Consider the following 25268-nt stretch of genomic DNA (forward strand, 5'->3'; position numbering starts at 1 on the left):
TCGGGCAACGAAGGGGGGAAGCGCATGAGTGAGGTCGCATCCGCCACCGGCTGGCGCGGCTCGGCGGAGGTCTGGCTGGAGGCCGCCTATGGCCTCCTGCTCGAATCCGGCGTCGATGGCGTGAAGATCGTGCCGCTCGCCAAGCGGCTCGGCCTGTCGCGCACCAGCTTCTACTGGTTCTTCGAGGATCGCGAGGCGCTGCTCGCCGCCCTCGTCGCGCGCTGGCGCGAGAAGAACACCGGCGCCATCGTCCGGCGCGCCGAGGCCTATGCCGAGTCGATCGCCGAGGCGATGCTGAACGTCTTCGACTGCTGGCTGGACGCGGACCTGTTCGACGCGCCCTTCGAATTCGCCGTCCGCAGCTGGGCGCTCCAGTCGCCAGGGGTGCTGGCCGAGGTCCAGGCGGCCGACCAGCAGCGGCTGGAGGCGCTCGCCCGGATGTTCGCCCGCTTCGGCTTCGACGAGACGGCGGCGGATGTCCGGGCGCGCACCGTCTATCTCGTGCAGATCGGCTATATCTCGATGCAGGCGCGCGAGGACATCGCCACGCGCCTCGGCCGCATCCCAGACTATGTCGCGATCTTCACCGGCCGCCCCGCCGAGCCGCGCGAGCTCGACCGCTTCGCGGCGCGCCAGGGCCGCCCCGCCCCGCCGCTGCCAGCCGGCGCCTGAGCCGAGCGGCGCAACCTTGGCGAGCGTGTCCTTCGGGAGACAGTGTGGTGACGAAGCGGCAAAAAGCCGCGCGCCGATGCTTTCCTTGCTACCGATCGCCGCAGGGCTCGGCTAGATTCCAGCGGCGCCGGCGCGATCGCCTTTCGCCCGGCGCCTTTAGGGGGAAGTCTTCATGCGGCATGACATGCGATGGATGGTGCTGGCGGCGGGCGTCATGGCGCTCGCCTCGGCGGAAGCGGCCGAGGCCGGCGGCTTCCTGCTGCGCGAGCAGAGCACCATCGGCATGGGTCAGGCCTTCGCCGGCGCCGCGGCCGGCGAGGCGGGCCTCGGCTCGATGTACTGGAACCCGGCGACGCTCACCGGCAATCCCGGCGCCCAGGTCGAAGCCGGCGTCGCCGGCCTCTTCCCCTTCGCGGATGTCACTCCGGCCACCGGCACCAGCCCGCTCCTGCTGCGCTTCGGCGGCAGCGCGGCCAGCGGCGACATCGTCGGCGATGCGGCCCTGCCCTCCGGCTATGCCAGCTATCAGTTGAGCGACCGGCTCTTCGTCGGGCTCGCGGCCAATTCGCCCTTCGGCCTCTCGACCTCCTATCCGGACGACTATGCCGGCCAGATCTATGCCAGGGCCTCGGAGGTGCGCTCCTTCGATCTCAATCCGAACGCCGCCCTGGCGGTGAACGACTGGCTGTCGCTCGGCGTCGGCATCCGCGCCGTCTATTTCAAGACCGAGCTGTCGCAGGCCGTCTCGCCGCTGCCCGGCGCGCCGAGCGCCAAGCTCGACGGCGACGACTGGGGCATCGGCATGACGGCCGGCCTGACGCTGAAGCCGATGGAGGGCACGGAGATCGGCGTCGGCTTCCGCTCCTCGGTGGCGGAGACGCTGCGCGGCTCGCTGGCCCTTGGCGGGCCGGTCGGCCGCCTGCCCGCCGGCGCCTATGCCGTCGAGGCGGCTCTCGACCTGCCGGAACAGGTGACCGTCGGCCTGCATCAGGCGCTCGCGCCCGATCTCGGCCTGAATGCCGGCTTCGAATGGACGAACTGGAGCCGGCTCGGGTCGGTGCCGGCCGTCGGCACGTCCGGCCCGACGCGCGGCCTGACCCTGACCGAACTGCCCTTCCGGTACAAGGACGGCTACTACGCCTCGGTCGGGGCCGACTATCGCTGGAACGACGCGCTGACCGTGCGGGCCGGCGCCGGCTACGAATGGTCGCCGATCGACACGTCCAACCGCGACCTGCGCCTGCCGGACAGCGACCGCGTGCATCTGAATGTCGGCCTCGGCTATCGCTGGACGGAGAACCTCTCCGTCGATCTCGCCTATTCGCACATCTTCACGGTCGGCGACGGCGATGTCGAGCTGACGGCCGGCAACCCGCATTACGTCACCGGCCTGCCCTTCGTCGGCAATGTCGAGGCGCGCGTCGATACGGTCTCGGCCGGCCTCACCTATCGCTTCGACGCGGAGGGAAAGACGGCCAGGCGCTTCTGAGGCGAAGCCGCCGCCGGCCGCGTCGCCCGCCATCACCGTTTCGGCTGCGTCATCCCGCCAGGGAAGCGGGACGATGCCAATGACGCCGCCCTGTCAGTCGAAGCGGCAGGGCCAGTTGGTCGGGATGGCGAGACCGGCGGGAAGCTTCGTCGCGCCGTCGCCGCAGGCGATGTCGACCTGCGCCTGCGTCAGCCCGGCCGCGCCGGAGAGGTCGAGGCCCTCGATGCGCGTCAGGAAGAGATAAGCGCCGCCGAAATCCAGCTTGCCCGCGAGCTTCGCGCCCTTGAAGCTGGCGCGGGCGAGATTGGCGAAGACGAAGCTGTTATTGGCCAGACTCGCCCCGGAGAAGTCGGCGCGGCCGAGCTCGGCCTTCTCGAAGCTCGTGTCGGGCAGCGCCGCGCCGTTGAAGCTGGAGCGTTGCAGCTCGGCGCTGCGGAAACTCGCGCCCTTCGCCGCGAGCTTGGCGAGATTGGTGCGATAGCCCTCGGTCTGTGCGAAATTCGCGCCGTCGGCCTTGGAGCCGGCAAGCGAGCTGCGCGCCAGCCGGGCGCCCTGAAGATTGGCTCCGGTCAGGTTGGCGCCGCGCAGGTCGCTCAGCGAGAGATCGGCGCCGTGCAGATCGGCCCGTTCGAGATCGGCGCCGGACAGCATCAGATTGCTGCGGTCGCAGCCGCTCCAGTCGCGCTCGGCCTCGGCCCCGCTCCGGCAGTCCGCGGCGCCCGCCACCCCGGCCCCGCCGCAGAGCAGCGCCAGCGCGAGCGCCGCGCCGCCGAGGCGGCGGCCGGCCCCGCCCTGCCTCTCGATGCCGTCTTGGCCGTCGCGTCTCGGTCTCGCCATGCCGCCACCCGCTCGCCCCGCCGCCTTCGCGGCTCGTCTCCAAGCTTAGATATCCGCCGCGCCGCGCTCCGCAATGGCCGCGACGAGCGGTTCAGCCGAGCGCCGCAAGGAGCGGGCGTCATAAAAGCGATGGCCTCGGCATATTATGGGCGCGCCGAGGGGCGGGGTCCGGCGGGCTCCGCCCCTCCGCCGGGCGAGAGCCGGCGCCTCCCTCGCACCCGCCCGTCAGGTTCCTCGATGCCGCTTTCCCGCCCGCGCCCGATCGCGGATGCGATCGCCTCGCCTCTCGCCGCAGCCGCGACGCTCGCCAATCCGAAGGTGCTCGTCATCGCCCATCGCGGCGTCTTCGACCGGGCGCCGGAAAATTCGCTCGCCGCCCTGGAGCGCGCCGTCGCGCTCGGCGTCGACATGATGGAGCTCGACGCGCAGGCCACCGACGAGGGCCTCCTCCTCACGCTGCACGACGACACGCTCGACCGGACGACCACGGCCGTCGGCCCGGCCGCCGCGCTGACCGAGGCGGCGCTCGGCGGGCTGCGCCTGCGCGCCGGCCAGGGCGGCCCGGGCGCAGAGGCGACGGAGGAGCGCCTGCCGCGCCTTGCCGAGATGCTGGAAGCGGCGCGCGGCCGCATTCTCCTCAATATCGACACCAAGCATGCGCGCGACCTGCCCGCCGTCGGCCGGCTGGTTCTCGATCTCGGCATGGCGGACGAGGTGGTGGTGAAGGCGGAGATCGACCCCTTCGCCGCGCGCCAGCCGGTGGAGGACATGGATTTCTTCGGCCGTGTGCCCTTCATGCCGGTCCTGCGGCTCACCGCCGGGCAGGCGGCGGCGCAGGTCCAGGCCGTCGCCCGGCTCGCCCCGCCGATGATCGAATGCAAGTTCGACGGGCTCGACGCGTTGCGCGAGACGCGCGCGGCGCGGAGCGCGGCCGACAGCCGGCTCTGGGTGAACAGCCTCGACTGCGCCCATTGCCTCGACTTCAACGACACGCGCGCCCTCCTCGATCCGGAAGGCGTCTGGGGCGAACTGCTCGAGGCCGGCGTCGGCGCGATCCAGACCGACATCGCCGAGACGCTGATCGCCTGGCTCGGCGCCCGTCACGGCGGCGCGGCGCGATGAGCCGCGAGGATCTTCTCGCCCGAAGGGCGGCGGCGGAGGCGGTGGTCGCGGAGGCGGCGAGCCTCGCGCTCGACTTCTTCGCCCGGCGCGGCGCGCTCGGCATCGACGCCAAGCGCCCGCGCGACTTCGTGCCGGAGGCCGACCGCGCGGTCGAGCGCCGGGTGCGCGCCCTCATCGCCGAGCGCTTTCCGGGCGAATCCGTCGTCGGCGAGGAGGAAGGCGGCGAGGCGGCGGAGCGCTACTGGATCGTCGATCCGATCGACGGCACCTCGAACTTCATCGCCGGCGCGCCGCTCTGGGGCGTCTCGCTCGGCTATGTCGTGGCGGACGAGCCGGTGGTCGGCGCCGTGCGCGCCCCGGTGCTCGGCGAGGCGCTGGCCGGCGCGCGCGGCTGCGGCCTCGCGCGGGACGGCGTGCCGCTCGAAACCGGCGCCCGGCCGCCGAGCCTCGGTCTCGTCTCCCTCGGCGACAGCGCCGACGACCATCTGCCGGCGATGATCGATCTCTATGCGAGGCTGCGGCGCGGCGGCTGGTTCGTCCAGTCCTATCATTGCACCTCGGTGGCGATGCTCTTCGCCGCGCTCGGCCGGCTCGACGGCCATATCCAGCCGCAGACCACGATGTGGGACATGGCGGGCGGCGTGGTCCTCTGCCGCGAGGCCGGCCTGACGGTGGCGACGCGGCGCTTCGAGACCGGCGCCTATGGCGTCTGGGCCGGCACGCCGGCGGTGCTGGACGTGGCGCGACCGGACTGACGGCAGCCCTGCCGTCGAGGCCGGACGGCCCCCCGCCCGGCCCGGCGCCGAAGCCTTTCGGCCGGGACGGCTTGAACCTGCCGCCGCGATCACCAAAATGCTCAATGACGTAGAGCGGCGCGGCCCATCCCATGGTCGCGCCGGAGTTGATGGAAGTATCCCGATGATGAGTCCGCTCGATACCGAGGACGATCGACGCCTCGCCAGGAAAGCTGCGGACTACATGCTCAGGGAGCACGGCGACGATGCTTTGGCGGAGGTCGAGCAAGCCTTGCGCGAAGCAAAGCTGGGAAACAATGCGACGGCTATTGACGCTTTCGAAGACATTCTAGTTCTGCTCCGTGAGACACGCCAAGCGTGAAAAACTCAAGGATGCAGGATGGACGAGGCGCAAGGGGGCGGTAGGCGAAAGCTTTCGGCGCAGGAACTCGCCTGCCTGAAGCTCCTAGTCATGGGGCGGACCAACAAGGAAATGGCGCGAGACCTCGGTCTCAGCCCGGCGACGGTGGCGTCCTATCTCCAGTCCGTCTACCAGAAGCTCGGCTCCCAGAACCGCACCCATGCCATCGCCCTCGCCATCCGAGCGGGCATCATCGATCCCGACGCCCCCGCCGCCTGATCCGTTCCGGTCTTCTCGAACGCATCCGCCCTGCCGCCGCGTCGTGGGCGGCATCGGCGCCGAAGAGGCGCGTGCGATCAGTAGCCGACGGTGAAGCGCTGGCGCGAATGCGCCGGCGTCTCGATCTCGTCGACGAGCGCGATGGCATAGTCCTCGAAGGAGATGCTCGATCCGTTCTCGTTGGCGAGAAGCGTGTCGCGGCCGAGGCGGAACCGGCCCGTGCGCTCGCCCGGCACGAACATCGCCGAGGGCGACAGGAAGGTCCAGTCGAGATCCTCCACGGTCTTCAGGCGGTCGAGGAATTCGGCGCCCTTCGTCGCCTCGGCCTTGTATTCGGCCGGGAAGCTCGGCTGGTCGATCAGCCGCTGTCCCGGCGCGATTTCGAGGCTGCCGGCCCCGCCGACGACGAGATAGCGCTTGACGCCGGAGGCGCGGACGGCAGCGATCAGCATCTCGGGATCGCTCGCCGAGAAATGCACCGAACTCACCACCGCGTCATGGCCGCCGAGCAGCGCCGCCAGCCCGTTCTGGTCGAAGACGTCGCCGGCGACGGGCGTGACGCGCGGCAGGGCCGCGATCCGCTCGGGATGCCGGGCGATCGCCGTCACCTCGTGGCCGCGATCGGCGAGTTCCTTCAGGATGCGCGCGCCGGCATTGCCCGACGCGCCGATAAGGGCGACCTTCGCCATCGTCTCTCTCCTTGGGTCCGATTTCGAGACCTGGTCTCTATTCACGACCGAGGCTTAGAGGCGATTCGATAGGCGCACAAGAAGTCACCGCGCCGGGACAAGGTCAGCCCCGGCTGACCGCCCCGCCTTCCGTGACAAGGGTTTCCCGGCGAACTATGCTGGCGCGGACGCTCGCGGGCCCGGCCCCGCCCCTGGAACCCTCGCCGATGCCTGAACGATCGCCGGAGATCGCCTTCGACCAGCCCTGCCCGATCCGCGACGTTCTCGACCGGATCGGCGATCAGTGGAGCCTTCTGGTGCTGGCGGCGCTCGACGGCGGCACGCTGCGCTTCAACGAGCTGATGCGGGCGATCGGCGACATCTCGAAGCAGATGCTGTCGCAGACATTGCGGCGGCTGGAGCAGGACGGCTTCGTGCGGCGCACCGTCTTCGCCGAAGTGCCGCCGCGCGTCGAATACGAGCTGACCGATCTCGGCCGGTCCTTTCTCGGCCCGCTGCGCCAGCTCGTCCATTGGGCGGACGAGAACCATCGCGACATCGTCCGCGCCCGGCGCAGCTTCGGGGCGCGGGCCGGCTGAGGCGGGGCCCGGAACGAAAGGGCCGGCGCCCTTCCGTTCCGCCGCGCCGGCGCGGTCAGGCGATGCCGGCGCCGCCGGTCACGCCATAGACCTCGCCGGAAATGTAGCTGCCCTCCTGGCTGGCGAGGAGCACGTAGACCGGCGCGAGCTCGACCGGCTGGCCGGGCCGGCCGAAGGCGCTCTGCCCGCCGAACTGCTGCACCTTCTCCTGCGGCTGGCCGCCGCTCGACTGGAGCGCCGTCCAGAACGGGCCGGGCGCCACGACATTGGCGCGGATGCCCTTCTCGATCAGCTGCTTGGCGAGCGCCTTGGTATAGGCGACGATGCCGGCTTTGGTCGTCGCATAGTCGAGCAGGATGGCGGAGGGCTCGTAGGCCTGGACCGAGGCCGTGGTGATCACGGAGGCGCCGGGCGGCAGATGCGGCACGGCGGCCTGCGCGATCCAGTGCAGCGCGTAGAGGTTCGTCTTCAAGGTCCTGTCGAAATCCTCCGAGGAGACCTTCGAGATGTCCGCGCGATTCTGCTGGCGGCCGGCATTGACGACGAGGATGTCGAGCCCGCCGAAGGCGGCGACCGTCTTCTCCACCAGGTCCCGCGCCCAGCTCTCCTCGGTGATGTCGCCGGGCAGCGCCAGGGCCTTGCGCCCTTCCGCCTCGATCAGCTGGATCACCTCCCGCGCGTCGCTCTCCTCTTCGGGCAGATAGGAGATGGCGACATCGGCGCCCTCGCGGGCGAAGGCGATGGCGGCGGCGCGCCCGATGCCGGAATCGCCGCCGGTGACGAGGGCGCGGCGCCCGGTCAGGCGGCCGGAGCCGCGATAGCTGGTCTCGCCGTGGTCGGGCACGGGGTCCATCTTCGCCGCGAGCCCCGGCACGGGCTGCGGCTGGCGCGGAAAGGGCGGCTGCGGATATTGCTGGCGGGGGTCCTGCATGGTCAGGCGATCGGCCAAGGTCATGATCCTGTCGAAAGGGTGATGGCCCTTCAAGGCGCGAGCCGCCGATCGCGTTCCCATCCCCGCCCGCGCGGCGCGCGCCGGCACCGCCGCCCGAGCCGGCTGCCGAATCAGGCCTTCGACGCCCTTCGTGACGACTGGACGGAACGAAGCGCAGCCTATAGCCGGGAGGCCATGAGCAGCCCCGCTTCGCCCCGCCTGCTGGACCCCTCCCTCGACCGCGTCCTGCCCGGCATCGCCCTGATGCTGGTCTTCTGCACCGTCGCGCCGCTGATCGACGTCGCTTCGAAGATCGCGGTCCAGACGGTCTCGACCGGCACGGTGACGCTGGCCCGCTTCCTCGTCCAGGGCGCGCTGATGGCGCCGGTCGTGCTCGGGCTCGGCCTGCCGTCGCGGCCGGATGCCCGGACCGCCGCGCTGACGCTGCTGCGCGCGCTCGCCGCCATCGGCTCGACCTTCTGCTTCATCGCGGCGGTGCGCCTGATGCCGATCGCCGACGCGCTGTCGATCGCCTTCGTCTCGCCCTTCATCCTGCTCCTGATGGGGCGCTTCCTTTTGAAGGAGCAGGTCGGGCCGCGCCGTCTCGCGGCGGCGCTCGTCGGCTTCGGCGGCACCGTGCTGGTGATCCAGCCCTCCTTCGCCCATTTCGGCGCGACGGCCTTCCTGCCGGTCGGCAGCGCCTTCTGCTTCGCGCTCTACATGCTGGTGACGCGCCAGCTGTCGCGGCGCCAGCATCCGGTGGTGATGCAGTTCCACACCGCCGCCGCCGCCGCCGTCCTCTGCCTGCCGCTCCTCGCCATCGGCTCGGCGGCCGATCTGGCGCCGATCCGCTTCGTCCTCCCGCAAGGCGGGATCTGGCTCGCCTGCGGCGCAGTGGGCCTCGCGGCGACGGTCAGCCATCTGGCGATCACCTATGCCCTGTCGCTCGCCCCGTCTTCGACGCTGGCGCCGCTGAACTATCTGGAGATCGTCACCTCGACGCTGTTCGGCTTTCTGTTCTTCGGCGATTTTCCGGTGGGCATGACCTGGACCGGCATCTCGATCATCGTCGCCTCGGGGCTCTATGTCATCCATCGCGAGCGGCTGGCGGCACGCTCGGCCAAGCTGATGCCGGCCGGCAGCCCGCCCTGACCGGTCGCGATGCGGGCCGGCGCCCATCCTTGGACGGCTAAGAAGGTCATGCCCCTTGCGGTCGCGCGGCGCGGGTGCGCGGCGGGATTTGGCGTCGCTCCGCTTCGCGAACTGGTCTAGACACGGGCGCGACGCGCCGTGCCGCGCCGAAGCATCTCGGGCGCGCGCCCTCGAACCGAAAGCCGAAGGCATGTCCACTCTGGCCGCCAATCCGCGGGCCTTCGCGGAAAAGACGACCCTTTCCGTCCTCGTCGCCATGAGCGCCTGCCACATGCTCAACGACATCATGCAGTCGTTGCTGGCCTCGCTCTATCCGCTCCTGAAGACGAGCTACGATCTCGACTTCGTGCAGATCGGCCTTCTCACCATGACCTTCCAGGTGACGGCCTCGCTGCTCCAGCCGGCGGTCGGCATCGTCACCGATCGCTGGCCGATGCCCTATTCCCTGCCGGTCGGCATGGCGAGCACGCTCGTCGGCCTCGTGCTCCTCGCCTATGCCGGCAGCTTCGGTCTGCTTCTCGTCGCGGCCAGCCTCGTCGGCTTCGGCTCGGCGATCTTCCATCCCGAATCCTCGCGCGTCGCGCGCCTCGCCTCCGGCGGGCGGCACGGCTTCGCCCAGTCGCTCTTCCAGCTCGGTGGCAATGCCGGCACGGCGATCGGCCCGCTTCTCGCCGCCTTCGTCGTCCTGCCCTTCGGCCAGCATTCCATCGCGTGGTTCGCCGGCATCGCGCTTCTCGGCATGGTCATCCTCACCTGGGCGGGGCGCTGGTACAGCGCCCATCGCCGGGCGCAGGCCGGCAAGCCGGCGCCGAGCCGGGCGCTGCCGCTGGCGCGGAACAAGGTGCTCTGGGCTCTCGCCATCCTCGTGCTGCTCACCGCCACGAAGAACGTCTATATGGCAAGTATCTCAAGCTATTACACGTTCTTCGTCATCGAGAAGTTCAACCTCTCGGTCCAGCAGGCGCAGCTGATGCTGTTCCTGTTCCTCGGCGCGGCGGCGGCCGGCACCTTTCTCGGCGGCCCGATCGGCGACCGCTATGGCGCGCGCTTCGTGATCTGGTTCTCGATCCTCGGCGTCATCCCCTTCGCGCTGATGCTGCCCTATGCCAATCTCGCCTTCACGGGGCTCCTCACCGTCGTCATCGGCTTCATCCTCGCCTCGGCCTTTCCGGCGATCGTCGTTTTCGCGCAGGAGCTGCTGCCGGGGCGCGTCGGGCTCGTCGCCGGCATCTTCTTCGGCTTCGCCTTCGGGGCGGGCGGCCTCGGCGCCGCCTTCCTCGGCGATTTCGCCGACAGCCGGGGCATCGAGTTCGTCTACCACACGGTCTCCTTCCTGCCGCTGCTCGGCCTGACGACCATCCTCCTGCCGCGCCTGGAGCGCTGAACGGGCGGAGCGGCGCCGGCCTGGAAGCGGCCGCGCCGCGACCCTATAATCTCGCGAAAGGCGTGTGCTGCGTGCGCCGAGGGTTTCCCTGAACCGACGGAGAATCCGGTCCCTTTCGCAAGAAGGAGCGCGCAGCCTTGTCCGCCGATCAGACCCCCGCCCGGTCGCCGAACCGTCCCCTCTCCGTCCTCCGGTCCCTGCTCGACAATGCGGCGGCCGGCGGCATCGTCCTGATGGCGGCGGCGGCGCTCGCCCTCCTCGTCGCCAATTCGCCGCTGGCCGGGACCTATGCGAAGGCCCTCCACCGCGAGATCGGCGGCCTGTCGCTTCTCCACTGGATCAATGACGGGCTGATGGCCCTGTTCTTCCTGATGGTCGGCCTGGAGATCAAGCGCGAGATGCTGGACGGCCAGCTCGCCACCTGGTCGCGCCGCATCCTGCCCGGCGCCGCCGCGCTCGGCGGGATGATCGGCCCGAGCCTCGTCTATCTCGCCGTGAATGCCGGCGAGGGCGGCCAGCCGCGCGGCTGGGCGATCCCCGCCGCGACCGACATCGCCTTCGCGCTCGGCGTGCTCGCCCTTCTCGGCAACCGCGTTCCGCTCTCGCTGCGCGTCTTCCTGACGGCGCTCGCCATCATCGACGATCTCGGCGCCGTCCTCGTCATCGCCTTCTTCTATACGGGGTCGCTCGATGCCCCGGCTCTGGTCGGCGCGGCGCTGGCGGTCGCGGCGCTCGCCGCGCTGAACCGGCTCGGCGTCCTGCGGCTGACGCCCTATCTCCTTCTCGGCGCCCTTCTCTGGGTGCTCGTGCTGAAATCCGGCATCCATGCGACGCTGGCGGGCGTCGTCCTGGCGCTCGTGATCCCGCTGCGCGCCCGCCCCGGCCGGCCGGACGACCGGCGCTCGCCGCTCCACATCCTGGAACACGCGCTCCAGCCCGTCGTGACCTTCCTCATCGTGCCGCTCTTCGGCTTCGCCAATGCCGGCGTTGCCTTCGGCGGGCTCTCGTTCGCCGCGCTCGCCGATCCCGTGCCGCTCGGCGCGGCGCTCGGCCTCTTCCTCGGCAAGCAGCTCGGCGTGTTCCTCACCGCCGCCGCCGTGATCCGCGCCGGCTGGGCGGACCTGCCCGCCCATGCCGACTGGCGCCAGCTCTATGGCGTGGCGCTTCTCTGCGGCATCGGCTTCACCATGAGCCTCTTCATCGGCCTCCTCGCCTTTCCGACGGACGCGGCCCTGCAGGACGAGGTGAAGATCGGCGTCCTTCTCGGCTCCGTCCTGTCGGCGCTGGCGGGAGCGGCGCTCTTCCGCTTCGCGCCCGCCCCGCCGCGCGGCGATCGCTGAGCGGGGCGTCGAGCGCCGGCCCGGCCTGTTTGCCGGCAACCCAACCCGCCGCCGGTGCCGCGAAGCCCTGTCGGGGCTTCGCGCATTCATCGCCCGTCGATCAGGGAGAAGGCCGATGCCCGAGAAGAGCGAGGACAGCCGGGGCTGGATCGTCGTCGTGGACGAGACGACCGGCGATTTCACCGTGGAAGGCCCGGCGCCGGATCAGGCGCGCTGGGAGCATGCGATCGCGGCGGCGAAGGCGGCCGGCCGCAAGGTCGCCTGGCGCTACGATGAAGGCACGCGCGACGAGGCGGTGGCGCAGGCCATGCACCAATATGGCGGCAAGGAGATCTATCCCGGCGGCTCGATCGTCGCCCTTGCCTGAATGCGGGCCTCGATGGCCGGCGGCGCCCTTCAGGCTCCGGCGGCGAGGCGCCGCGCGATCTCCTCCCAGGTCTGGGCGACGAGCTCGGCGCCGGCCTCGCGCAGCGAAGCGCCGTTGTTGGTGGCGAGATGCGCGCCGCCGAGAAAGCCGAAGGCCGTCATCCCAGCGGCCTTCGCGCCCATGACGCCGAAGCGCGAATCCTCGATCACCAGACAGCGGCCTGGCGCCGCGCCCATCGCTCCGGCGGCATGAAGCACAAGATCCGGCGCCGGCTTGCCATGCCGCACGTCATGCGAGGAAAAGATCGCCCCCGCCCGAAAGAAGCGGGCGAGATCGGTCGCTTCCAGACTGTGGCGGATGCGCTCGTGATCGGAGGAGGAGGCGACGCAGCGCGGGATCGTCGAGCCTTCGAGAAACTCGGCGATGCCGGTCGTCGGCTCCAGATGGCGGGTGAACAGCGCCTTCGTCGCCGGCCAGAACCGGGCCTGATGCCCCTCGGGCAACGGCCGGCCGGTCCGCTCCTCCAGGCCGCGCAGGATGTCGGCGAGCTTCATGCCCACCATGGCGTCGATCATCTCGGCCGTCACCTCGATCCCGGCCTCGCGATAGACGGACTGCATCGCCCGGCGCGCCAGGATCTCGGAATCGACGAGCACCCCGTCGCAGTCGAAAATGATCAGGTCGAACTCGGCCATTCCGTCGCTCGGTCCCCCACCCGCATGTCTCCGCCGCCATGATGTCCCGCAAGAGCGGTCCGATGTCCACCGCCCACGCAATTCGACCTGGGCTCGCCCCTCCCCGCCCTCCCCCGCTCGATTGCTGGCCGGACAAGGAAAAAAGCCAAAAGACGCATCATGTTAGACGGGTATCCAAAGCAGCCGGATGAATTCCGTAGCCGCATGCGCCCCTCGCGATGCCGGGGAATGCGGAGCTTCCGGGGCTATCGGCTGCGCCTTTCACCTGGCAGGCACGCCGGGGTTGATTGACCCTTGCGAGGTGGGCGGCAGCTAAGGTGCTGATTGAGAATATCTTCTTAGAGGAGGGGTCGATATGTCGGATCATGCCGTCCATCCGTCCGGTCAGCCGGGCGAGGCGACGCCGATCGTGACGCGGCTGGTGACGATCGCGAAGAACGTCCGCGTGCTGACGGGTCTCTATCTTGCCGATACCGAGGTCGTGAACGGACAGGACCAGTTCCTGCTCCTGTTCGACGGGCGCAACGCGCTGACCAATCGCGACCTGAGCCGGCTCCTGTCGGTGCGCCCGTCCACCGTTTCCAAGATGTCGGAGATCCTGAAGGCCAAGGGCTGGCTGGAAAAGACGCATAGCAGCAAGGATCTGCGGCGCGTCATGGTGCGGCTGACCGACGAGGGCCTCGCGGCCCAGCGGGAGGTGCGGGCCGCCTGGCAGAAGCTCGAAGCCGATCTCGCCAAGGTCGTCGGCAGCGAGATGCTGACGGCGGTCGGCGAGCTGGACGAGACGCTGATGGGACGGGTGGCGCGCCTGCGCTAGGAGCCGTTCCCGCGCCGCATCGGGCGCGGTCCGGCCGTTCGAGGGGCGCCACTCGCCCCGGCGCGGTCAGAATTCCGCCCAGTCCTCGGCTTCGGTGGCCGGCCGCCTCGCGGCGCCGCCCGTGCCGACCGTGCGCAGCTGCGCCACGGCGCGCGGCTTCTGGGGCGCGGCGCGCGGCGCCGATCGGCCCTTGGCGGCGCCCGCCGTGCGGAAGCTGTCGACGAGGCCCGCCAGCTGATCCGTCTCGCGCAGCAGGCTCTGTGCCGCCGCCGTCGTTTCCTCCACCATCGCCGCGTTCTGCTGGGTGACCTTGTCCATCTGGTCCGCCGCCGTCGACACCTCGCGCAGCGAGACCGACTGTTCATTCGCGCCGCGCGTCATGCCGATGATGACCTCGGCGACGCTTCCGACCTGGGTCATGATCTGGTCGAGCGAACGGCCGGTGGCCGAGACGAGATCGACGCCCTCCCCGACCTGAGCGGCCGAGGTCGAGATCAGGTCCTTGATCTCCTTCGCCGCCTCGGCCGAACGCTGGGCGAGGCCGCGCACTTCCTGGGCGACGACCGCAAAGCCCCGTCCCGCCTCGCCGGCCCGCGCCGCCTCGACGCCCGCGTTCAGGGCGAGGAGGTTGGTCTGGAAGGCGATCTCGTCGATGACGCCGATGATCTTGCCGATCTCGGCCGAGGAGCGCTCGATCTCGGCCATCGCCTGAACGGCGCGTCCGACGATGGCGCCGCCCTTCTCCGCCTCGCTCCGGGCGAGAGAGGCCGCCGCCTTCGCGTCTTCGGCGCCTTCGGCCGTCTTTCCGACGCCGCGCATCACTTCCGACAGCGCCGCGACGGTTTCCTCCAGCGAGGCCGCCTGCTGCTCGGTGCGCTGCGACAGGTCGCCGGCCGCGATGGTGATCTGGTTCAGCCCGACCCGCATCGTGCCGACCGCGCCGACGACGGCGCCGATGGTCGTCTCCAGCTGCGTCACCGAAGCGTTGAACTTCGCCCGGATCGGCTCGAATTCCGGCGCCACGGCCTCGGTCATCCGCACGGTCAGGTCGCCGGCGGACAGGGCGTCGAAACCCGCCTCCACAAGGCGCACGAAGAGTTTCAGGTCCTCCGAACGCGCATTGTCGATGGCGGATTGGCGGTCGCGCTGGGCGAGCTGCGCCTCGCGGGACGCTGCCGCCTCGGCCTCCAGGCGGCGCTGCTCGGTGGCGGCCTCCTTGAAGATCTGCACCGACTTCGCCATCGCGCCGAGCTCGTCGCGGCGGTCGGTGGCCGGCACCTCGATTGCGAGATCGCCCCCCGCCAGCCGGCGCATCGCCTCGGTCATGCGCCGGACGGGCCCGGCGATGCCCTTCGTCAGGAGGAGCCCCATCACCACGCTGAGGGCCATCGAAGCAAGGCCGCCGATCGCGAGCGTCGAGAGACCGGCCCGGTTGGCCTCCTGGGTCTGCTGGACGCGGGCGCCGATCCGTTCCTCTTGGATCTTCAGCATCTCGTCCAGGATGCCGCGCGCCTCACCCTGCGTCATCTTCCCCGTCATGGCGAAGGCCGCCTCGCGCGTCGCCGGGTCCTTCGACAGGGCGATCTGGACCTCGGCCGAGCGGGTCTGCCAGTCGAGAATGGAGCGCTCCATCTTCTCGACCCGCTCGCGCTGATCCTGGAACTTGGTCGTCTCTTTGAAATGTTCGGCCGCCTCGGTCAGCCGATCCTTCGCGGCCCGATAGGTCTCGGCGAAGCTCGGATCGCCCGTCACCATGAAGCCGCGCACCGCGCTCTGCTGCTCGACCATCGAGGTGACCATCTTCTGGACCTCGATCGACAGGCCGAAGCTGCGCTGATTGGCGACGACCGTCGCGTCGATCGTCTCCAGGCTGCGATAGAGGAAGGCGCTGGACAGCAAGGTCGCCGACACCACCGCCGCGAAAGCGAGGCCAAGTTTCTTGGCAATGCTGAGATGTTCGAAGGACATCATGCCGGACTGAACCGTTTGGGTTGCTTTCGGCGAATGTCACATGCGTGGTTTAACGGGATGTTGCGGCGGATCTATTGCGGATTTGCTCACTAGCACATTGCAACCGCCGCGAAGTGCCGCGTTTTCCGGGATTTCCAGATGGAGTGACGGTTCGTTTCTTACCCGGCGAAGCATTTTCTCCTCAGGGCAGCCGATATGGCCGGCCGTTCGCCGCACGGTTTCGCGTATGACCGTTTCGTCGCGCCGTCCCTCTACGCCGCTTGGCGCGAACGGCTGTCGATGGTCGGCGTCCGGGGCCCCTGCCGTCGCCCGACAGCGAGCGATGAAATTCTAGAGCAAGGCGGAACCAGAGCGCTGCATCTGGCTGGCCTCCTCGGCGCCGAGCCAGCCCAGGCAGAAGGCGACGCCGATGGCGAAGATCGCCAGCTTCGAGATCAGGTCGCGCATCGTTCCCCCCGGTCGGCGCTGAAGTTCCGTAGCGTAGCATGCCAAATTGTCACGCAACGACAAGATGTTTTGCCGTCTGCGGGGTGAATATTTTGTCGCAGGCATGTCGGCGCAAGTATCGGAGGGGCTGTCGTCATTCGTCCGCCTCGTCCCGCGCGGGCACATGCCCGGTCAGGACGAATTCGCGCATCCATTCGGCACAGAACAGACAGGCGATCGAGACCGCGACGAGCGGTGTATAGACATGGCGCATGACGCTCTCCGGCGCTGGGGCTGAAACCATCCCCGCGGAAACCGAAGCGCGCCGCGCTTTATTCCCCGTCGGCCGCCGGCAGGCCGCCGTTTGCGAATGTCGGAGTTCGGATGCGCCGGACGACGATGGCCCGGCGCGCGCCTATCCGTCCTTGGCGGTGCCTCAGCCTTTGACGAAAGCGAGGAGATCGGCGTTCAGCGTCTCGGCATTGACGGTGAGCATGCCGTGGCTGAAGCCCGGATAGGTCTTGATCTGGCCGTTGCGGAGGAGCTTGATCGAGCGATGCGCCGCGGCGTCGATCGGCACGATCTGGTCGTCCTCGCCGTGAAGGACGAGCACCGGCACCGAGATCGCCTTCAGATCCTCGGTCTGGTCGGTCTCGGAAAAGGCCTTGATGCCCTCGTAATGCGCCTTGGCGCTGCCCATCATGCCCTGGCGCCACCAGTTGCGGATCGCGCCTTCGCTGACGGCCGCGCCCTCGCGGTTGAAGCCATAGAAGGGTCCGGTCGGCAGGTCGAGGAAGAACTGCGCCCGGTTGGCGGCGAGCGCCTGACGCAGGCCGTCGAAGACCTCGATCGGCAAACCGCCCGGATTGGCCTCGGTCTTCAGCATCAGCGGCGGCACGGCGCTGACCAGCACCGCCTTGGCGACGCGGCCCTGCGGCTCGCCATGTTTGGCGACATAGCGCGCGGCCTCGCCGCCGCCGGTCGAATGGCCGATATGCACCGCGTTGCGCAGATCGAGATGTTCCGCGACGGCCGAGGCGTCCGCCGCGTAATGGTCCATGTCATGGCCGTCCGAGACCTGGGCGGAGCGGCCGTGGCCGCGCCGGTCATGGGCGACGACGCGATAGCCGTTCTGCAGAAAGAACAGCATCTGCGCGTCCCAGTCGTCGGCGGACAGCGGCCAGCCGTGATGGAACATGATCGGCTGCGCCTCCTTCGGACCCCAGTCCTTGAAGAAGATCTCGACGCCGTCGCTCGTGGTGACGAAAGGCATGACGAAGCTCCTGCTCCCGGTGGTTCGATGGAGGAAGCGCCATGGCGGTCTCCCCGGCCCCCATGGCGAGCCGGACCGGCCCGGACCCGTGCCGCCCGGCCGCCGCGATCCACCGAATCGCGTCGGCACGGGCGACTATGGCCGATCCGGCCAAGGCTCCGAGGGGAAATTTCCGCAGCCTCCCAACGGCCCGTTCGGCTGCGCTTCTCCGCCGCGCGTCAGACCTGGGCCTGACCGCCGTCGACGAAGAACTCGACGCCGTTGACGAAGCTCGCCGCGTCGGAGGCGAGGAAGAGCACGGCATTGGCGATCTCCGCCGCCTCGCCGACGCGGCCGAGCGGGATGCGCGCGCCGAGGAAATCGAGGAGGCCCTGCTGCTTCTCCGCGTCCTCGCCGGCAAGGCCGACGAGGCCGGGCGTGCGCGTCGCGCCGGGGCTGACGACATTGACGCGGATCTTGCGGTCCTTGAGGTCCAGCATCCAGTTGCGGGCGAAGCTGCGCACCGCCGCCTTGGTCGCCGAATAGACGCTGAAGGCGGCCGTGCCCTCGATGCTGGTCGTCGAGCCGGTGAGCACGATCGCGCCGCCATCCTTCAGGAGCGGCAGGGCCTTCTGGACGGTGAAGAGCGTGCCCTTCACATTGGTGGCGAAGGTCGTGTCGAAATGCGCCTCGGTGATGGCGCCGAGCGGCGCGAACTCGCCGCCGCCGGCATTGGCGAAGACCACGTCGATTTGGGCGTGCCGCTGCTGGACCGCGTCGTAGAGGCGGTCGATATCGGCGAGCCTCGCCATGTCGCCCCGGACGCCCGTCACGCGCCCGCCGATCGCCTTCACCGCGGCGTCCAGCGCGTCCTGCCGGCGGCCGGTGATGAAGACCGAGGCGCCTTCCCGCGCGAAGGCCTCGGCCGTGGCGAGGCCGATGCCGCTCGTCGCGCCCGTCACCACCACGACCTTGTTCTCGAACCGCTTCGTCATCGTCTTTCTCCTTCGCTCGGCGACGCTTGCGCCGTTGCCCGTGGAGATGCTCCCGGAACGCGGATGCGAAAAGCCAGCGAATCTGGCACTCAGCGTTCCATGGGAGGAACGATGATGCGCCAGGACCTCAACGACTACGTCTATTTCGCCGAGGTTGTGACGCATGGCGGCTTCGCCGCCGCCGGCCGGGCGCTGAAGGAGCCGAAATCGAAGCTCAGCCGCCGCGTCGCCGCCCTGGAGGCGCGGCTCGGCGCGCGGCTCATCGAGCGCTCCAGCCGGCGCTTCCGCGTCACCGAAGTCGGACAGGGCTTCTACGAGCGCTGCCGCGCCATGATGCTGGAGGCCGAGCGGGCCGAGGCGCTGGTCGCGACGGCGCAGGCCGAGCCGCAGGGCCTCATCCGCCTCAGCTGTCCGCAGGGGCTGGTCGAGGTCGCGTCCGGCATCCTGCGCCGCTTCGTCGCCCGGCATCCGAAGGTGCGGCTCCAGCTGATCGCCAGCGACCGCGCCGTCGATCTCATCGAGGAGCGCATCGACATCGCGCTCCGCGTGCGGCGCGAGCTGACGAGCGACGCCTCGCTGACCATGCGCTCGCTCGGCCGCTCGCGCTGGATTCTGGTCGCCAGCCCGCGACTGGCGAGCCGCCTCGGCGGCGGGATCGCCGATCTCGCGGGACTGCCGACCCTCGGCACGAGCGACGCCGCCGGCGAGGTCACCTGGACGCTCGAAGGCGAGGACGGGGCGACGCACGAGCACCGCCACGAACCGCGCCTGACCTGTTCCGACTTCGCGGTTCTCTGCGACGCGGCCGCCGACGGGCTCGGCGTCGCCTTCCTGCCCGACCATGCCTGCGCCGACCCGATCGCCGCCGGCCGGCTCGTCCGGGTCCTCGCCCCCTGGCGCGGCCGCGAGGGCATCGTCCATCTGGTGTTCACGACGCGGCGCGGCCTGCCGCCGGCCGTCCGCGCCCTCATCGACCATCTGGCGCGGGAATTCCCCGCTCTGTAGCGGCGGGGCGGCGCCCCGATGGTCCTGCGCCGTCCCCGCCGATGCCGCCCGCCCCTCCACGAGGTCGGCCGAACCTATCCGCCGAGGAGCCTCCCGAGACGCGCCCTCCCCCGAGCCGATCGTCCCACGGGATTTTGTTGAGGCCCGTAAGTCTTTGAAAGCGAAACCTGTTGCGCTCGGGGCGCGGATAGGCTTTGCAGGCGCTCAGGGGACATTCGCAGCGGGGATCGCGAAAAGGTGCGTGAGACGGACGACGTGGTTCGCGACCGGGACCGCTTTGCGACCTTGGACAGCTACCGGATCCTCGACACGCCGCCCGAGCGGGGCTTCGACGACATCGTCGCTCTGGCCACCCAGATCTGCGCGACGCCGGTGGCGCTGGTCAGCCTCGTCGGCCGCGACCGCCAATGGTTCAAGGCGCGGATCGGCTTCGAGCCCTGCGAGACCGATCTCGAGCGCTCGGTCTGCCGCCACGCGCTCGGCGGCACCGAGCTTCTCGAGATCGGCGACCTGACGCTCGATCCGCGCACGCGCGACAATCCGCTCGTGACCGGCGCGCCGCATCTGCGCTTCTATGCCGGCGCGCCGCTCGTCACGCGGGACGGCCAGGTCATCGGCACGCTCTGCGTCATCGACCATGTGGCGCGGCCGGAGGGGCTGTCCCCGGCGCAGCGATCGGGCCTGAAGGCGCTGGCCGGCCAGGTCATGGCGCAGCTCGATCTCCGGCGCGCGCTCGGCGAGCGCGACGAGTTCATGGAGCGGCGGGAGGCGGAGCAGCGCGTCGCGCTCGCCGAGGCGGCGCGGCTCGAAGCCATGATCGCGACGCAGCAGGCGGTGGCGGTGGCCGAAGCCGATCTCGGCATCGTCTTCCAGGCGATCGCCGACGGCGCGCTGCGCGTCGTCGACAGCGCCGACGGCGCGGTGATCGAGCTGCGGCGGGGCGAGGAGCTCGTCTACGAATCCGTCGCCGGCTCGCTGACCCCGCACAAGGGCCTTCGCCTGCCGATGGCGACGACGCTGTCCGGCCGCGCGGTGCGGGAGGAGCGGCCGCTCCTCTGTTCCGACACCTTCGCCGATCCGGTCCTCGACCAGCGGCTCGTCCGCAGCCTCGGCATCCGCTCGATGATCACCGTGCCGGTGACGCGCCGGGGCGAGCCGATCGGCGTCCTGAAGGTCCAGTCGAGGCGCCCGGACGCCTTCTCGCCGCGCGACGTTGTGATGACGCAGATGCTGGCCGGGCTCGTCGCCTCCGCCTTCGGCGATGTCGCCGAGGTCAGGTCGCGGCAGGCGCTGCGCGACGCCGACCGCCGCTATCGCCAGACCTTCGAGAGCATCACCGAATTCGCGGTGGTCGTCACCGACCGGACCGGCATCGTCACGGAATGGAACACGGGCGCGGAACTCACCTTCGGCTGGACGCGGGAGGAGATGCGCGGCCAGCACGTCTCCCGCTTCTTCACGCCCGAGGACAACGCGCAGGATCGCCCGGCCGTCGAGATGGCGGAGGCGCTCAGCGAGGGTCAGGCCGTCGACGAGCGCTGGCATCTGCGAAGCGACGGCGCGCGCTTCTATTCCAGCGGCAGCATGATGCCGCTGCGGGGCGAGAGCGGCGAGCATCTCGGCTTCATCAAGATCGTCCGCGACCGCACCGAGCAGCACGAGGCGGGCAAGGCGCTGGAGGCGAGCCGCGGCGACCTCGCCGCCAGCGAGACGAAATGGCGCGGCCTCTTCGAGCAGCTGGAGGAGGGCTTCATCCTCGGCCGCGTCCTTCGCGGCGAGGGCGGGCGCATCGTCGACTGGGTCTACGAGGAGGTGAACCGGGCCTGGGGCGAGCTCGTCGGCATCGCGCCGGAACGCGCGCTCGGGCGGACCATCCGCGAACTCATTCCCGGCATCGAGGACGCCTGGGTGAACGAATTCGCCGATGTGGTCGACACGGGCCAGCCGATCCGCTTCACGCGCCAGGTCGGCACCTTCGACCGCTGGTACGACGGCGTGGCGCAGCCCCTCGGCGACGACCGCTTCACGGTCCTCTTCCTCGAAGTCACCGATCGCGTCCGGGCGGAGGAGGAGTTCCGCCGCGCCCGCGAGCAGCTGCAACTGGCGGTTGAGGCCGCCAATATCGGCATCTTCGACTTCGATCCCGTCGAGGGCCGGCTCGGCTGGGACGCGCGCACGCGGGCGTTCTTCGGGGTCCCCTCCGATCGGCCGGTCGATTACGTCACCTTCCTCGACGGCCTCCACCCGGACGATCGCGCCCGCACCGACGAGGTGGTGCGGGCCTCGCTCGATCCGGCCGGCAGCGGCCGCTACGACGTCGTCTTCCGCACGATCGGCCTCGCGGACGGCGTCGAGCGCTGGATCGCGGCGAAGGGCCAGGCCTTCTTCGCCGGGGATCGCGCCGTCCGCTTCGTCGGCACGGTGCGCGACATCACCGAGGAACGCCGCGCCGAGGAAGCGCTGCGGGCGACCGAGGAGCGCTATCGCCTGGCCGCGCGGGCGACGAACGACGCGATCTGGGACTGGGACCTCGTCGCCGACCATGTGCGCTGGAACGAGGCGCTCCAGGCGGCCTACGGCCATCCGCTGGCCAGCGTCGAGCCGACCGGCGAGTGGTGGATCGCGCAGATCCATCCCGACGACCGGGCCCGGATCGACGCCTCGATCCACGCCCTCATCGAGGGCTCCGGCACCGAATGGGCCGACGAATACCGCTTCGCCCGGGCCGATGGCAGCTATGCCGACGTCTTCGACCGGGGCCATGTCATCCGCGACGAGGAGGGCCGCCCGCTGCGCATGATCGGCGCGATGCTCGACCTGACGCGCGTGCAGCAGGCCGAGGCGGAGCTGCGGGAAAGCCAGCGGCAGCTCGTTCTCGAACGCGGCCTCCTCGCCGCCGTGGTCGAGCAGGCGCCGCTCGGCATCGCCATCGGCCATGCCGACGGGCGCGGGCAGATCAACCGCCGGCTGGAGGAGATGCTCGGCCATCCCGCCGGGCCGGAGGGCGACCAGCGCTATGCCGCCTATAGCGCCGTCCATGCCGATGGCAGCCCCTATCGGCAGGAGGACTATCCGACGCTGCGCGCGCTGCGCCGGGGCGAGACGCTGATCGACGAGCCGATGACCTATCGCAACCCGGCGACCGGCGAGACGCGGCGCTGGGAGGTCTCGGCGACGCCGGTGAGGGACGCGCAGGGCCAGATCATCGCCGCCGTTTCCGTCGTGATCGATGTCGAGGACCGGCGCCGCGACGAGGAGGCTCGCGCCATCCTCAACCGCGAATTGTCGCACCGGCTGAAGAACACGCTGGCCATCGTCTCCTCGATCGCCACGCAGACGCTGCGCACCGCCCCCGATCTCACCACCGCCCGCAAGACCTTGACGGAGCGGATCGGCGCGCTGTCGAAGGCGCACGACCTCCTTCTCACCGGGCAGCGCGACGCCGCGTCGATCGAGGAGATCGTCAAGGCGACGACGGCGCTGCTCGACGACGGCGGCCGCGTCGTCGCCGGTGGGCCCGACATCCCTCTCGGTCCGAAGGCCGCGCTGACCCTGTCGCTGATCCTGCACGAGCTTTCGACCAATGCCGGCAAGTACGGCGCCCTGTCGGCGCCGGAAGGCCGCGTCGCCATCGAATGGTCGCTCGCTCCGAGCCCGACGAGCGGATCGCCGGTGCTGAGGCTCGAATGGCGGGAGAGCGGCGGCCCGCCCGTCGTCCCGCCCGCACGCCGCAGCTTCGGCACGCGGCTGATCGAGATGGGCCTGTCGGGCGCCGCCGATGGCCGGGTCGTGCTGGACTATGCGCCGGACGGCCTGCGCTGCCGCCTCGAAGCCCCGCTGGCCGAGTTGCAGACCGAGACCTGACGCCCCGCGCCTCCGCGCGGGAGAGGCGCCCGGTCAGATGACGTAGTCGGGCTCGGTCAGTCCCTGGTCCATCGTCACGCCCGGCAGGACGCCATGCCGCCGGCCGATGGGGCGGGCGGGAATGCCGACGACGGACGTATAGGGGGCGACCGGGGCGACGACGACGCTGCCGGCGCCGATCTTCGCGCCGATGCCGATCTCGATATTGCCGAGGATCTTCGCGCCCGCGCCGATCAGCACCCCGCGACGGATCTTCGGATGACGGTCGCCCGTCTCCTTGCCCGTGCCGCCGAGCGTCACGTTCTGGAGGATCGATACGTCGTCCTCGACGACGGCCGTCTCGCCGATGACGAGGCCGCTGCCGTGATCCAGCATGATGCCGCGCCCCATCCGCGCCGCCGGATGGATGTCGACGCCGAAGACCTCCGAGATCCGGCTCTGGAGATGGCGCGCCATATGCACTCGCTCATGCGTCCACAGCCAATGGCCGACGCGCTGGCCCTGGAGGGCGAGAAAGCCCTTGAAGTAGAGAAAGGGCGTCAGGATCTCGGAATTGCTGGGGTCGCGTTCCTGGACGGCCGTCAGATCGGCGGCCGCCGCCTGGACGATGTCCGGGCTGGCGAGGAAAGCCTCCGCGACGAGCGCGAGCAGGTCCTCGGCGCCGAGATCGTGGCTGGCCAGCTTCAGCGCCAGGCGGTGCGCCAGCGCCTGGGCGAAGCTCGCATGATAGAGCACGGCCGAATTCATCGACCGGGTGAGCGAGGCGTCGTTGAGCGCGGCCGCGACCGCCTCGCCGCAAAGGGCCTCCCAGATGTCGGCGCCGATCGCCAGCATCGAGGTGGACAGGTCGAAAGGGGGCGCGGCGAGCGCGTTCAAGCCCTCACCCCTGCCCCGTTCGAGCCGCCGTCGCCGTCATGGCCATGTCGTCACGTCCTCGCAGCCCTCGGCCTTTCCACGGCACGATTGAAATCTAGCGCGTTCCGGGCGCGGCAGGAGGACGATCCTGCCAATTTCCCGCAGCATCGGAGAACGGATTTTCGCCGCCGGGCTTTCGCGCGAGCCGCCCGTCGTCGCCCGGCCCCGCCGGGGGACCCGGAGCGCCGTGCCCGGTCAGGGCTGCGGGTGGTGCAGCGCGTCCTCGACCTTGATCGCCGCCGGAATGAGGCCGAGCGCGTGGAACGTGTCCGCGATCTTCTGCTGGGTTCGCGCCGTCTCCTCGTCGAGGGGTTTCGCCCCGTAGGACTGGCGGTCGAGCGCGACCTTCAGGATATCGGCAGGAATGCCGACGGAGGGCGACAGCGTGTCGGCGGCGGCCTGCGTATTGGCGGCGACCCAGGCATCGGTCTCGGCGATGGCGGCGAGCAGCGCCTCGACCGCGCTCTTGTTCTCGGCCACGAAGGACTTCGTGCCGAGATAGAACTGATGGTTCGGGACGAGGCCCTCGCCGTTGCGGATCTCGCGGGCCTCGGACGTCACCTCGGCGGCGGCCTGGAACGGATCCCAGATCACCCAGGCATCGACCGCCCCGCTTTCGAAGGCCGCCCGCGCGTCGGCCGGGGCGAGGAAAACCGGCTGGATGTCGCCATAGGCGAGCCCCGCATCCTCCAGCGCCCGCACGAGCAGGTAATGGACGTTCGAGCCCTTGTTCAGCGCCACCTTCCTGCCCTTCAGCTCGGCGACGGAGCGGATCGGGCTGTCCTTCGGCACGAGGATCGCCTCGCCCTTCGGCGCCGGCGGCTCATGCGCCACATAGACGAGCGGGGCGCCGGCCGCCTGGGCGAAGATCGGCGGCGTTTCGCCCGTCGAGCCGAAATCCACCGCCCCGACATTCAGGGCCTCCAGCAATTGCGGCCCGCCGGGAAATTCCGCCCATTGGACGTCGTAGCCGAGCGGCTTCAGCTTTTCCTCCAGCGTTCCGCGTCCCTTGAGGAGGACCAGCGTGCCGTATTTCTGGAAGCCGATATGCACGGTCCGCTCGGCGGCGCCCGCCGACGCGGCGGCGGCGAGCGAGGCCAGGAGCGCCGCCGCCGCCAAGGCCCGGCGCAGGAAATCGTACCGCATCATCGTCCTCTCATGCTCCCCGATGGGCCGCGCCCGTTCGTGCGGCACAATATCGATCGACGCTATGGATTTTGAAGCATTCCTGTTGCGGAAGGCAGGCGGGGCGGAGAATATTCGTGCGGATTCGGCCCCGCCGGCCGCGATCCGCGCCTTGCCGCATCTGACGGCCTCTTGAGGATCGATCCTCCGGGGAAAACGGCCTCGCGCCGCGGCTGCGAGGTTGCCGAGCGGCAGCGGTTCGATCTAG

At 70.2% G+C, this 25268-nt stretch carries 23 protein-coding genes; 14 read left to right on the forward strand and 9 right to left on the reverse strand.

Going from position 1 to position 25268, the window contains the following annotated elements:
• Positions 1-24 precede the first annotated feature (24 nt).
• Both IEY14_RS17100 and IEY14_RS17105 read left to right on the forward strand, forming a co-directional pair.
• Entirely contained in the window at positions 25-672 is a 648-nt protein-coding gene (locus IEY14_RS17100) for a TetR/AcrR family transcriptional regulator (RefSeq protein ID WP_188910636.1), read from the forward strand.
• A 172-nt stretch (positions 673-844) separates the two neighbouring features.
• Positions 845-2161: an OmpP1/FadL family transporter gene (locus IEY14_RS17105; RefSeq protein ID WP_244639532.1), complete on the forward strand. Its 1317-nt coding sequence runs from the start codon at positions 845-847 to the stop codon at positions 2159-2161.
• Between the two features lie 93 nt (positions 2162-2254).
• On the opposite strand, the gene IEY14_RS17110 is transcribed toward IEY14_RS17105, so the two are convergent.
• Entirely contained in the window at positions 2255-2965 is a 711-nt protein-coding gene (locus tag IEY14_RS17110) for a pentapeptide repeat-containing protein (RefSeq protein ID WP_373288998.1), read from the reverse strand.
• Between the two features lie 270 nt (positions 2966-3235).
• Here IEY14_RS17110 and IEY14_RS17115 point away from each other — a divergent pair, with 270 nt between their 5' ends.
• The 4 genes from IEY14_RS17115 (at position 3236) to IEY14_RS17130 (ending at position 5494) form a co-directional block, all read left to right on the forward strand.
• A complete protein-coding gene (locus tag IEY14_RS17115; RefSeq protein WP_188910640.1) occupies positions 3236-4120 on the forward strand; it encodes a glycerophosphodiester phosphodiesterase family protein in 885 nt (294 codons plus the stop codon).
• Complete coding sequence (locus tag IEY14_RS17120; RefSeq protein WP_188910642.1) at positions 4117-4875, forward strand: inositol monophosphatase family protein; 759 nt, start codon at positions 4117-4119, stop codon at positions 4873-4875. Before IEY14_RS17115 ends, IEY14_RS17120 begins: the two co-directional genes overlap by 4 nt.
• A 163-nt stretch (positions 4876-5038) precedes the next feature.
• Positions 5039-5236, forward strand: a complete 198-nt coding sequence (locus IEY14_RS17125) for a hypothetical protein (protein WP_188910644.1) — start codon at positions 5039-5041, stop codon at positions 5234-5236.
• Between the two features lie 18 nt (positions 5237-5254).
• Entirely contained in the window at positions 5255-5494 is a 240-nt protein-coding gene (locus IEY14_RS17130) for a response regulator transcription factor (protein WP_188910646.1), read from the forward strand.
• 77 nt (positions 5495-5571) lie between these two features.
• On the opposite strand, the gene IEY14_RS17135 is transcribed toward IEY14_RS17130, so the two are convergent.
• Positions 5572-6183, reverse strand: a complete 612-nt coding sequence (locus IEY14_RS17135) for an NAD(P)-dependent oxidoreductase (protein ID WP_188910648.1) — start codon at positions 6181-6183, stop codon at positions 5572-5574.
• A 206-nt stretch (positions 6184-6389) separates the two neighbouring features.
• Between IEY14_RS17135 and IEY14_RS17140 the strand changes: the two genes are divergently transcribed.
• Positions 6390-6761 (forward strand): winged helix-turn-helix transcriptional regulator, encoded by a 372-nt coding sequence (locus tag IEY14_RS17140; RefSeq protein WP_188910650.1) that lies wholly within the window; start codon positions 6390-6392, stop codon positions 6759-6761.
• 55 nt (positions 6762-6816) lie between these two features.
• Here IEY14_RS17140 and IEY14_RS17145 read toward each other — a convergent pair whose 3' ends face one another.
• A complete protein-coding gene (locus tag IEY14_RS17145) occupies positions 6817-7710 on the reverse strand; it encodes an SDR family oxidoreductase (RefSeq protein ID WP_280515053.1) in 894 nt (297 codons plus the stop codon).
• A 177-nt stretch (positions 7711-7887) separates the two neighbouring features.
• On the opposite strand from IEY14_RS17145, the gene IEY14_RS17150 reads away from it, so the two are divergent.
• The 4 genes from IEY14_RS17150 (at position 7888) to IEY14_RS17165 (ending at position 11935) form a co-directional block, all read left to right on the forward strand.
• Entirely contained in the window at positions 7888-8844 is a 957-nt protein-coding gene (locus tag IEY14_RS17150) for a DMT family transporter (RefSeq protein WP_210318461.1), read from the forward strand.
• A gap of 190 nt (positions 8845-9034) precedes the next feature.
• A complete protein-coding gene (locus IEY14_RS17155) occupies positions 9035-10228 on the forward strand; it encodes an MFS transporter (protein ID WP_188910654.1) in 1194 nt (397 codons plus the stop codon).
• A 137-nt stretch (positions 10229-10365) separates the two neighbouring features.
• A complete protein-coding gene (gene nhaA, locus IEY14_RS17160) occupies positions 10366-11568 on the forward strand; it encodes a Na+/H+ antiporter NhaA (protein ID WP_188910656.1) in 1203 nt (400 codons plus the stop codon).
• A gap of 115 nt (positions 11569-11683) precedes the next feature.
• On the forward strand, positions 11684-11935 hold the full coding sequence (locus IEY14_RS17165; protein ID WP_188910658.1) for a hypothetical protein: 252 nt from the start codon (positions 11684-11686) through the stop codon (positions 11933-11935).
• 29 nt (positions 11936-11964) lie between these two features.
• Here the strand turns inward: IEY14_RS17165 and IEY14_RS17170 are convergent, their stop codons facing one another.
• Positions 11965-12630 (reverse strand): HAD family hydrolase, encoded by a 666-nt coding sequence (locus IEY14_RS17170; protein WP_188910660.1) that lies wholly within the window; start codon positions 12628-12630, stop codon positions 11965-11967.
• Positions 12631-12985: 355 nt separating this feature from the next.
• Between IEY14_RS17170 and IEY14_RS17175 the strand changes: the two genes are divergently transcribed.
• Entirely contained in the window at positions 12986-13447 is a 462-nt protein-coding gene (locus IEY14_RS17175) for a MarR family winged helix-turn-helix transcriptional regulator (protein ID WP_188910662.1), read from the forward strand.
• 66 nt (positions 13448-13513) lie between these two features.
• Here the strand turns inward: IEY14_RS17175 and IEY14_RS17180 are convergent, their stop codons facing one another.
• The 3 genes from IEY14_RS17180 to IEY14_RS17190 form a co-directional block, all read right to left on the reverse strand.
• On the reverse strand, positions 13514-15418 hold the full coding sequence (locus IEY14_RS17180; RefSeq protein ID WP_244639533.1) for a methyl-accepting chemotaxis protein: 1905 nt from the start codon (positions 15416-15418) through the stop codon (positions 13514-13516).
• 862 nt (positions 15419-16280) lie between these two features.
• Positions 16281-17117 carry an alpha/beta fold hydrolase gene (locus IEY14_RS17185; protein WP_188910664.1) on the reverse strand — a complete coding sequence of 279 codons (837 nt, stop codon included), beginning with the start codon at positions 17115-17117 and terminating at the stop codon, positions 16281-16283.
• A gap of 218 nt (positions 17118-17335) precedes the next feature.
• The gene (locus IEY14_RS17190; RefSeq protein WP_188910666.1) at positions 17336-18091 is read right to left on the reverse strand and encodes an SDR family NAD(P)-dependent oxidoreductase; all 756 of its coding nucleotides are present in this window, start codon (positions 18089-18091) and stop codon (positions 17336-17338) included.
• A gap of 111 nt (positions 18092-18202) precedes the next feature.
• Here IEY14_RS17190 and IEY14_RS17195 point away from each other — a divergent pair, with 111 nt between their 5' ends.
• Together IEY14_RS17195 and IEY14_RS17200 are read left to right on the forward strand one after the other, a co-directional pair.
• The gene (locus tag IEY14_RS17195) at positions 18203-19096 is read left to right on the forward strand and encodes a LysR substrate-binding domain-containing protein (protein ID WP_188910668.1); all 894 of its coding nucleotides are present in this window, start codon (positions 18203-18205) and stop codon (positions 19094-19096) included.
• A gap of 237 nt (positions 19097-19333) precedes the next feature.
• Positions 19334-22960: a PAS domain S-box protein gene (locus tag IEY14_RS17200; protein WP_188910670.1), complete on the forward strand. Its 3627-nt coding sequence runs from the start codon at positions 19334-19336 to the stop codon at positions 22958-22960.
• 33 nt (positions 22961-22993) lie between these two features.
• Here the strand turns inward: IEY14_RS17200 and cysE are convergent, their stop codons facing one another.
• Together cysE and IEY14_RS17210 are read right to left on the reverse strand one after the other, a co-directional pair.
• A complete protein-coding gene (gene cysE / locus IEY14_RS17205) occupies positions 22994-23794 on the reverse strand; it encodes a serine O-acetyltransferase (protein WP_188910818.1) in 801 nt (266 codons plus the stop codon).
• A 276-nt stretch (positions 23795-24070) separates the two neighbouring features.
• Positions 24071-25021 (reverse strand): sulfonate ABC transporter substrate-binding protein, encoded by a 951-nt coding sequence (locus tag IEY14_RS17210; RefSeq protein ID WP_210318475.1) that lies wholly within the window; start codon positions 25019-25021, stop codon positions 24071-24073.
• Positions 25022-25268 lie beyond the last annotated feature (247 nt).

The sequence above is a fragment of the Aureimonas endophytica genome (assembly GCF_014642635.1).
GTDB lineage: Bacteria > Pseudomonadota > Alphaproteobacteria > Rhizobiales > Rhizobiaceae > Plantimonas > Plantimonas endophytica.